The organism is Neisseria sicca VK64, assembly GCF_000260655.1.
Classification (GTDB): domain Bacteria; phylum Pseudomonadota; class Gammaproteobacteria; order Burkholderiales; family Neisseriaceae; genus Neisseria; species Neisseria sicca_B.
On sequence record NZ_AJMT01000125.1, the window covers coordinates 1 to 9,586 of the forward strand.

The 9,586-nt window shown below is 49.1% G+C and carries 7 protein-coding genes and 1 pseudogene; 5 read left to right on the forward strand and 3 right to left on the reverse strand.

Annotated elements, in window-relative coordinates; genetic code table 11:
- Positions 1-221: 221 nt before the first annotated feature.
- Positions 222-1,634 (forward strand): PepSY-associated TM helix domain-containing protein, encoded by a 1,413-nt coding sequence (locus HMPREF1051_RS07545; protein WP_003766642.1) that lies wholly within the window; start codon positions 222-224, stop codon positions 1,632-1,634.
- A 321-nt stretch (positions 1,635-1,955) separates the two neighbouring features.
- Here the strand turns inward: HMPREF1051_RS07545 and HMPREF1051_RS07550 are convergent, their stop codons facing one another.
- Positions 1,956-2,762 (reverse strand): RsiV family protein, encoded by an 807-nt coding sequence (locus HMPREF1051_RS07550; protein WP_003766639.1) that lies wholly within the window; start codon positions 2,760-2,762, stop codon positions 1,956-1,958.
- A gap of 11 nt (positions 2,763-2,773) precedes the next feature.
- On the reverse strand, positions 2,774-3,676 hold the full coding sequence (gene glyQ / locus HMPREF1051_RS07555; protein WP_003766631.1) for a glycine--tRNA ligase subunit alpha: 903 nt from the start codon (positions 3,674-3,676) through the stop codon (positions 2,774-2,776).
- A 188-nt stretch (positions 3,677-3,864) separates the two neighbouring features.
- Between glyQ and HMPREF1051_RS07560 the strand changes: the two genes are divergently transcribed.
- A complete protein-coding gene (locus HMPREF1051_RS07560; protein WP_003766638.1) occupies positions 3,865-4,659 on the forward strand; it encodes a 3'-5' exonuclease in 795 nt (264 codons plus the stop codon).
- 426 nt (positions 4,660-5,085) lie between these two features.
- On the opposite strand, the gene HMPREF1051_RS07565 is transcribed toward HMPREF1051_RS07560, so the two are convergent.
- Positions 5,086-6,078, reverse strand: coding sequence for a L,D-transpeptidase (locus HMPREF1051_RS07565; protein WP_003766634.1), 993 nt, complete (start codon positions 6,076-6,078; stop codon positions 5,086-5,088).
- Between the two features lie 164 nt (positions 6,079-6,242).
- Here HMPREF1051_RS07565 and rlmD point away from each other — a divergent pair, with 164 nt between their 5' ends.
- The 3 genes and pseudogenes from rlmD to HMPREF1051_RS07580 form a co-directional block, all read left to right on the forward strand.
- Positions 6,243-7,574 (forward strand): 23S rRNA (uracil(1939)-C(5))-methyltransferase RlmD, encoded by a 1,332-nt coding sequence (rlmD, locus tag HMPREF1051_RS07570; RefSeq protein ID WP_003766632.1) that lies wholly within the window; start codon positions 6,243-6,245, stop codon positions 7,572-7,574.
- Positions 7,575-7,731: 157 nt separating this feature from the next.
- Complete coding sequence (locus HMPREF1051_RS07575; protein ID WP_036492470.1) at positions 7,732-9,189, forward strand: hypothetical protein; 1,458 nt, start codon at positions 7,732-7,734, stop codon at positions 9,187-9,189.
- 20 nt (positions 9,190-9,209) lie between these two features.
- Positions 9,210-9,586, forward strand: a pseudogene (locus HMPREF1051_RS07580) (response regulator); the annotation flags it as partial.

Consider the following 9,586-nt stretch of genomic DNA (forward strand, 5'->3'; position numbering starts at 1 on the left):
GAATATAGTGGATTAACTTTAAATCAGGACAAGGCGACGAAGCCGCAGGCAGTACAGATAGTACGGAACCGATTCACTTGGTGCTTCAGCACCTTAGAGAATCGTTCTCTTTGAGCTAAGGCGAGGCAGCGCCGTACTGGTTTAAAGTTAATCCACTATAAAAATGCAAGGCAGGAACTTGGCGCTTTATCTCCATCCACTCAAAACAAAAGAGAGAATTTATGGACACAACCAAACCTACTCCCCATCCCGACCAACAAGCCAACCGCCGCTATCTGACCGTGTGGCGGTGGCATTTTTATTTCGGGCTATTGGTCGCGCCCTTTCTGACCCTGCTTGCCGTAACGGGTCTGGGCATGCTTCTATTCGCCAACATCACCGGCAAAGAGGGCGAGCGCATACACGTTACCCCGCAGGCGCAGGTGCAGCCTTTGTCGGCGCAGGCGGAAGCGGCGCGGCAGTCTGTGAACCCTGAAACCGCTTCGGTGGTGCAATATATCGCGCCGCGCGCCGACGATATGGTTGCCGTGTTCCGCGTGAACAACGACGACAAAGCGACCATGGTCGCCGTCGATCCTTACACGGCGAAAGTCGTCAGTCCCATGCCGCGCAATGAGGGCTGGTATCACACGATGGATGGAATCCACGGCGATATGATGCTCGGCACGGCGGGCGATTACCTGATAGAAACCGCCGCGTCGCTGACTATCTTGATGATGATTACAGGGATTTATTTGTGGTGGGCGAAACAGCGCAGCCTGAAAGCCATGCTTGCGCCGCAAACGGGCAAAGGACGCTCGTGGTGGCGCAGCATGCACGGCGCATTCGGCACTTGGGTTTCTTTGATTTTATTGTTGTTCTGCCTGTCTGGTGTTGCTTGGGCGGGCATTTGGGGCGGTAAGTTCGTTCAGTCTTGGAGCCAGTTCCCCGCCGGCAAATGGGGCGTCGAACCGAACCCCGTATCCGTCGTGCCGACCCACGGCGATGTGCTGAACGACGGCAAAACCAAAGAAGTACCGTGGATTCTGGAACTCACGCCCATGCCTGTTTCCGGTACGACGAAGGGCGAAAACGGCATCAATCCGAGCGAACCGATGACTTTGGAAACGGTTGACCGCTTCGCCCGCGAAATCGGTTTCAAAGGCCGCTACCAGCTCAACCTGCCCAAAGGCGAAACGGGCGTGTGGACGCTGTCGCAAGATTCGATGAGCTACGACATGGTCAGCCCGACCGCCGACCGCACGGTGCACATCGACCAATACAGCGGCAAAATCCTGGCCGACATCCGTTTCGACGATTACAACTTCTTCGGCAAATTTATGGCGGCCAGCATCGCGCTGCACATGGGGACGCTGGGCTGGTGGAGCGTGCTGGCGAATGTCTTGTTCTGCCTGGCGGTTATCTTCATCTGCGTCAGCGGCTGCGTGATGTGGTGGAAACGCCGCCCGTCCAAAGCGGGCGGACTGGTACCTCCGGCGCAGAAAATCGAGCTGCCGGTATGGTGGGCAATGGCTGTGCCGCTTTTGATCGTGGCGGTATTGTTCCCGACCGCCATCGCCGCCATCGTCGTGATTTGGCTCTTGGATACGGTGTTGCTGTCGCGGATTCCGGTGCTGTCGAGGTGGTTCAAATAAACGCTTACGGCGTGTGGCAGACGATAAACCGTCAGGCTTGATTTGCCAAAGCTAAAAGGTCGTCTGAAAACCAAATTAGGTTTTCAGACGACCTTTTTTGACGATTAACTGCAAATATAGTGGATTAAATTTAAATCAGGACAAGGCGACGAAGCCGCAGACAGTACAGATAGTACGGAACCGATTCACTTGGTGCTTCAGCACCTTAGAGAATCGTTCTCTTTGAGCTAAGGCGAGGCAACGCCGTACTGGTTTAAAGTTAATCCACTATACTTGAATCGGTCAGAAGCTAAGGGGAGATAATCTACACCGGTTCCTTAATTATTTTTTAGGTTGTATGAAATGCTCCGCTTCCTTCAAGATTTCAGGTTTCACAATTCCCTGTAAATCCTTAGTGGGGATAGTAAACTCAGGTCTGCCTAAAACATATGCCCCGATTTCGTAACTTTGATACAGGAAAGTCAAGCCGTTTTTATCGAAACGCCAGTTTTCCGTAGCGGAAAATTTGTCACTATTGTATCCACTAATGTAATCACGTGCTTCTTCTTCGGTGTCACCACTATTTTCCTTCAGGTATTTGACATAGGCTTCTTCAAGCAGGTGTGTCAGTTTTCCTTCTTGATTGGGTAACAGGATGTCGTTCAATTTAAGCGGCTTCGGATTGGCAATGCCGCGCTTCAATACCGTCAGCGTGTGCACGCCGTATCCGTGCGGGCCACAATTGTATTCCCAGTCTTCTTGTCCGAAAACAGCATAATTGGGCGTATAGCCTTCCAGTTCCAACGTATCTATATAGTCCAAAGCACAAGGATACTCACCGGCTTTGCGGAGTTTTTGGTTTTCCTTATTGGTCTCCTTTACGTCTTTGTCGCGTATCAAGGTCGTCTGAACCGATTTCTGTGTAGGCAGTTTGCCGCCCATTTCTTTCCTGACCCAGTCATCCAAATGTTTATCGCCGGTAATCGGATAGCTGACGGTAAGTTGATGGCAAAGGGGTTTGCCTTCACTGTTTTTTCCGTCACAGGATTTGGCTTCCAAGGTTTTGGATTGAAACGATAAAGGGGCAGCCTGAACATTTGCAGAGAAAATGAGGGACAATGCGGCGGCGGCAAGCGTTTTGTGGAACATATCAACACCTATTAGGATTTTGATTTAATTAAAGGAAAGCCCAATGCTTCGCGGCTTTCGACGTATTTCTGCGCTACGGTGCGGCTCAGCGCGCGGATGCGGCCGATGTAAGTGGCGCGTTCGGTAACGGAAATGGCGCCGCGTGCGTCTAAGAGGTTGAAAGTGTGTCCGGCTTTGAGGACAAGCTCGTAGGCGGGCAGGGAGAGGCTGGCGTTTTCTTCGGCGAGCAGGCGTTTGGCTTGCGCTTCGTAGTCGTTGAATTGGCGCAGCAGCCAGTCGGCATCGCTGTATTCGAAGTTGTAGGTGGATTGTTCGACTTCGTTTTGGTGATACACGTCGCCGTAGGTGACGGTGTTGCCGTCGAGCGTTTTTGCCCAAACGAGGTCATAGACGTTTTCTACGCCTTGCAGATACATCGCCAAGCGTTCGATGCCGTAGGTGATTTCGCCGAGTACGGGGGTGCAGTCGATGCCGCCGACTTGTTGGAAGTAGGTGAATTGGGTCACTTCCATGCCGTTGAGCCAGACTTCCCAGCCCAAGCCCCATGCGCCGAGGGTGGGGTTTTCCCAGTCGTCTTCAACGAAACGGATGTCGTGGACTTTGGGGTCGATGCCCAATTCGCGCAGGGAATCGAGATAGAGGTCTTGGATATTGGCGGGCGCGGGTTTGAGGGCGACTTGGAATTGGTAATAGTGTTGCAGGCGGTTGGGATTGTCGCCGTAGCGGCCGTCTTTGGGGCGGCGGCTGGGTTGGACGTAGGCGGCAAACCAAGGCTCTGGGCCGAGCGCGCGCAGGCAGGTGGCGGGGTGGGAAGTACCGGCGCCGACTTCCATGTCGAAAGGTTGGATGACGGTGCAGCCTTTGTCTGCCCAGAATGTTTGCAGTTTGAAGATGATTTGTTGGAAGGTGAGCATGGCTTATGGTTCGAATTGGGATAAAAGGGGGATTTTACTGTTTTGACGGTGTTTTGGGTAGGTGTACAGGCAGATGGAATGGCGGGTCGGCGGTGTGATTTGACTGTCAATAAATGCGGAAACATGCCACAATGCCGTTATCCTGTTGTCTGTTTTAATCTGTTTTGATTGAATTTGAGGAGTCGCCCATGACCCCGATTTTGGCTTTCGATATTGAAACCGTGCCTGATGTGAATGGCATCCGCCTGTTGTACGACCTGCCTGCCTCTTTGCCGGATGAAGAGGTGGTTTTGTTCGCCCAGCAGAAACGCCGCGCCCAAAACGGCTCTGATTTTATGCAGCACCACTTGCACCAAGTAGTCGCCATTTCCTGCTGTATGCGTTGGGGGCAGGACAAAATACACGTCGGCACCATAGGCGAAATGCACGACAGCGAAGAGGAAATGATCGCCAAGTTTTTCGACCTTATCGAAAGCCATACGCCGCAATTGGTCAGTTGGAACGGCGGCGGCTTCGACCTGCCCGTCCTGCATTACCGCGCGCTGATACACGGCATTGCAGCGGCGCGTTATTGGGATATGGGCGAGGGCGATTTTGGCGACAGCCGCGATTTCAAGTGGAACAACTACATCAGCCGCTACCACAACCGCCATTGCGACCTGATGGATCTGCTCGCTCTGTACCAACCGCGTGCTAATGTACCGCTGGACGATATGGCGAAACTTTGCGGCTTTCCTGGCAAACTGGGCATGGACGGCAGTAAAGTTTGGGAGGCGTTCCACGCAGGTCGTCTGAAAGACATCCGCGATTATTGCGAAACCGATGCGGCAAACACTTATTTAATGTTCCTACGCTTCCGCCTGATGAACGGCGCTTTGGACGCGGATGAGTATGAAGTGGAAGTCAAACGGCTGAAGCATTACCTGACCGGACAGGCTCAGGACAAGCAGCATTGGAATGAGTTTGTCGCCGCGTGGCGTTAATAACGCGGTGATTTCCTAAAGCCCTGACGATGGGCGGAAAGCCGCTAATTTATAGTGGATTAACTGTAAACCAGTACGGTGTTGCCTCGCCTTAGCTCAAAGAGAACGATTCTCTAAGGTGTTGAAACACCAAGTGAATCGGTTCCGTACTATCTGTACTGTCTGCGGCTTCGTCGCCTTGTCCTGATTTAAATTTAATCCACTATACAATAGCGGTGTATCGGGCTGGATTGTTTTCCTGATACTGAAAAGCAGTTGGCATTCAGTTTGGTAAAGCGGTTATTGGAAAAAAAGGGAGCGCGGGCAGTTTGATTGTAAGGATGTGAACGATATTGGATGAAAAAGGTCGTCTGAAATTTGTCGGCTCCTATATTGTTAGGGAGCTGAATTTCAGACGACCTTTGCACTCGGAAAATTCCTTTGCTTTTAGAACAGCACTCCTGTCGGCTCGCTGCCTTCCGGAATGTCATATTTCGGATAGCTCGGCGTACTGGCCGGGGCATTGTACAGTTTTGCCGGATTTGCTTCAGGACGAACGCTTTGGTTTGGTGCGGAAGCGGGTGTATCGTCAGCTTCGACTTCGATTTCAGTACCTTTAGGCAGAACCACATCTTTGACCGGAGCAGGCTTAGGCGCAATTTTAGGTTTGCTGAAAGCGCTGGAGCCGCTCGTCCAGGCGAGTGATTTCAACGGGGTTTTGAGTTTGACGCCTTTGGCACAGGTCAGACAGTTGGCAGCACCGGTGCGGTTTTTTAAAATAGCGTCTACTTTAGCCGGATTAATGGTTTTACCGTGTGCTTTTGCCCAAGCGGCAATACTTTTCTTCAAGACGGCAGTATCCAGATTTTTTTTGCCGTATGGGTCGTGGTATGCAGCCAGCCAAAGGTTTTGGTTGGCATCTTCGTTGAGGCTGGCCATTTGGTAGATGACGGAGGCGGGAGCGCCGGAGGCGATTGTTTTGGCAAATTCCAGTGCATCCGGAGACTTCATGCGGACGCAGCCGTGACTGCGGACGCCCGGTACGCTGGCTGGGGCATTAGTGCCATGAATGCCTAAACCGAGTTTGGGATCGCCCAGACGGACAAAAACAGGACCGAGCGGATTGTTAGGGCCTGCTGGTACGCTTTTGACGCCGTCGCCACGTTCTTTTTGGATGGATTTAGGGATGTGCCAAGTCGGATTGAAGGCTTTTGCGCCGATTTTGTGTTCGCCCAATGTGGTTTGGGTCATGGCCTTGCCGACGGCGACAGGGTAGATTTTGGTCAGTTTGCCGTCTGTATATAAGAATAAGCGTTGTTGCGGAATATTGATGACGACGTGCTGACCTTCGGAAACGGGAGAGACGTCCGGGATGGGTGTGTTGGCTGAGGCGGCGGTAACGAAGAAGGCAGCGGTCAGGCCGAAAATGGTTTTTTTCATGTGTCGTAATACTTGTAATAAATGAAAAGAAGATTTTGGGAAATCATACCTGAATCTGTATTTTTTTGTGCGAAAATATGCCCTTTCGGTTGCTTGCCGGTTTGAGCGGCAGGCATGGATTGGGGTCGTCTGAAAAGATAAACCGGGTGTCGAGTGGATAAGTGATGGCTGATACGAAATGTTTTGACGGCGTGGCTGATGTTTTTTCTTTGGATTATGAGGGGCGCGGCGTTGCCAGAGTACATGGCAAAACTGTCTTTATTAAAGGTGCGCTGCCTACTGAGAAAGTGTCGTTTCGGGTGCTGAGGGAGAAGAAACAGTTCAGCGAAGCAGAGACAGTAGAAGTATTAAAAGAGTCGGTTGAACGGGTCCGGCCTGCGTGTGGTTATTATGAGACATGTGGCGGTTGCTCGTTGCAACATGTGTCTCCAACCGCTCAAGTTGCATTGAAGCAACGTATTCTGGAAGAACAGCTCGAACGTATCGGCAGAGTCAAACCGGAACAGATTCTTCCGCCTATTTATGGTTCGGCTTGGCATTATCGGGATAGGGCGCGGTTGAGTGTCTCAGTCGGTAAGAAGGGTCGTCTGAAAATGGGTTTTCAGGCGAAAAAAACGAATGAAGTGGTCGATATTGAAACATGTCAGGTGTTGCCTAAACATATTTCAGATGTTTTACCTATGGTGAAATTGTTGTTGCAAACACTGTCTGATGGCGGGGAGTCAGTCCGATTTGTAGAGTTTTTTAATAGCCGTGCATTGGTTGTTTTGAACATTTGTTTCATAAAAAAACCGTCTGGCTACTCTTTGAAGCAAATTGAGGCATGGTTTGATAAGATATCAGGTGGGGTAAAGCAAGTTTGGCAGATTTGGTTTCAATATGGGCGCGAGCCGTCAACTGCACTGTACCCTAAAGATTTGCCCGAATTGAAATACGGTTTGCCTGAATTTTCTGTGGAAATGCCTTATCAGCCGGGTGATTTTACGCAGATTAATGCGGACTTGAATGCCGTAATGATCAGCAGGGCTTTGCGCTTGTTGGATATACAGCCTAATGACAGGGTGGCAGATTTGTTTTGCGGGTTGGGCAATTTCAGCCTTCCTATGGCAAAGAGCGGTGCGTCAGTAACGGGTATTGAAGGATTGGATTCCCTTGTTTTGCGTGCCAAGCAAAACGCTCTTCGAAACAGTTGTGTAAAATATGTGTCGTTTGAGGTGGCAGATTTGTTTGAGACAGATGAGCAGACGGTAGCCTCATGGGGGGTATTCGACAAAATGTTGCTCGATCCGCCCAGGAGTGGTGCTTATGCTGTTGTCAAATCGCTACATACGCCATACCTGCCGAAAAAAATCGTATATGTTTCATGTAATCCTTCAACCTTTGCACGCGACGCGGAAGTATTGGTAAATAAGGGTTACAACTTCAAATCTGCAGGCATTATGAATATGTTTGCACAAACTTCTCATGTCGAATCCATCGGCGTGTTTGAGTTGTAAATCCGATAGTGGGAGTGTCTGACAAATGGTTTTTAATGTAATTATTGGTTGAATCATGTTATCATAATTCAATTGGGGAATAGATGATTCGGCTGTTTCCATAAATGCCGGACATCGAATATATGTAGTTTTATTTGCCGCACCACAGTATCGGGAGGTGTTCTTGAAAAATCCACTTTTAATCATATTGCTAGTGCTTTTGTTTATGGTGCTGCTGTTTATTTTTTATAAACAGAACGGCACAGCTAAAACTAAAAAGACGACAAAAGCAGCTAAAGCATCATCCAAAAAAAACCATCACCCAAATCAAGAAAGTATTGAAGGGGGAAGTCCAGATTGGGTTGATCAGGTCAATCAATCCGTTTCCGATCCGGATCAACAAGATTGGGAATGGGGAGGCAGTAGTTCTGCCGGTTCAACTACGTCTGTGTCTGCACAAGAAGTCGACCCGCTGACGGAATATCAAGTATATAAGCAATTTGGTTATGAGAGTAAGGCTGCCGAATCTTTGGCGGGCTATTTGAATGGCCTAAACGATGGAGCTCCTGAAAAATTAGTACATGAGCTTGTCGGGCTGAGTCTGCGCGTTGGTAATATCGATATGCTGACAGACGCCTTGGAGCGTCATGGCTCCGTCTTGTCTGAAGAAAGTCTGGCTGAGTACGTTAAAGCCGGCTTGATGTCCGATCAGACGCATTTGCCGTTACGCGTATTGGCAGAAAACCGTTTGGGATGGAGCATGCAGGAAATCGAGCGCCAAATCGGAGAGCAACCTGATTTGGAAGAGGCTTCGACATCCGCTCCTGCGATGACTAATGACAATGCAGGCGCTAATCACGCCCCTGGCGTTTCCAAACGCGCTGCTATCGTATTGGGCAAGAAAGAGTTTACCGATATTACTCCGGAAGAAATGGGAGCCGTTATCGGATTTGTTAAACCTGAACAAAGTGCCAAAATCTTGAAAGACAAAGTAGGTTATGAAACTGCTGTTCAACAATATAACCGTGCCATTCAAAGCTCTTCTAAGCCGGCAAGCCTTATCATCGATGCATTAAAACTTGACTATCAGCATGAAGAAATCAGTCAGTTTGCTAAACACTTGTGGAAGTTGTACCACTCATTGGGTCAGTATGGCCGCCAAGTGAAAGAACGCATGCTGGGTTGGGGATATAGCCTTGGTTATCATGAAGTATTTGATGATTTGGAGAAAGGACCTAACGAAAATAAAATCAGAGAAATTGGTTTGGAAAGGGGTTATATCCGACCTACTTCTCTTCAAATGAAAGCTAAATATCGCGAACTGGTACAAAAAGATTCTTCTATCATTAGCGTCAACGCCTCTCCTGCAGATGAAGCACTGAAAGAAGTTGAATCTTTACTAATGTACGGTCAGTTGGATTTGGCCATAGGTACTTTGGAACAAGCTGTTTTACAGTACCCGCAAGAATCTCAATTGTATGTGATGCTGTTCGATCTTTACGAAAGAGTAGAGGACTGGGCACGTCTGGAACAATTCTTGCGCTTATTGCGTGAACGCGTTGTCAGCCTTCCGGAAGAAGTGGTATTGGCAATGAGCCGTTTGCTGCAACATGTAAATCAACATTCAAAAAAATAAAATAATTAGAGAGTACCATGATGGATAATCTGTTACCTAAAATCAAAACCATACGGATTATGCTGCGCGATATGAGCGAGCAGCAAGAAGCCGTTTTCCGTATGGCCTTTAAAATGCACAATACGACGAACTATCAGATTCTTGACTCAGATTCAGATGAAATACCAGATTTAGTATTGGTAGATACTGATACTGCTGAGGGTGTTGAAACGTGGAAAACGCTCAAAATCAAATACCCTGATATTCCTGTTGCGATGTTTTGTTCGCAAGAGCCATCTGTTACAACGCCGTATTTGGCTAAGCCGGTTAAATTCGATACCTTATTCCCGATTTTAAGAAGTTTGGCGCAGGGCGGGAATATTTTTGATGCTTCGGCTCAAAAGGCAGAAGTACAAGA

Excerpts from the sequence above, each read along its gene's own strand:
- HMPREF1051_RS07545 (WP_003766642.1), top strand. The coding sequence starts at position 222 with ATGGACACAACCAAACCTACTCCCCATCCCGACCAACAAGCCAACCGC.
- HMPREF1051_RS07550 (WP_003766639.1), bottom strand. The coding sequence starts at position 2,762 with ATGTTCCACAAAACGCTTGCCGCCGCCGCATTGTCCCTCATTTTCTCT.
- glyQ (WP_003766631.1), bottom strand. The coding sequence starts at position 3,676 with ATGCTCACCTTCCAACAAATCATCTTCAAACTGCAAACATTCTGGGCA.
- HMPREF1051_RS07560 (WP_003766638.1), top strand. The coding sequence starts at position 3,865 with ATGACCCCGATTTTGGCTTTCGATATTGAAACCGTGCCTGATGTGAAT.
- HMPREF1051_RS07565 (WP_003766634.1), bottom strand. The coding sequence starts at position 6,078 with ATGAAAAAAACCATTTTCGGCCTGACCGCTGCCTTCTTCGTTACCGCC.
- rlmD (WP_003766632.1), top strand. The coding sequence starts at position 6,243 with ATGGCTGATACGAAATGTTTTGACGGCGTGGCTGATGTTTTTTCTTTG.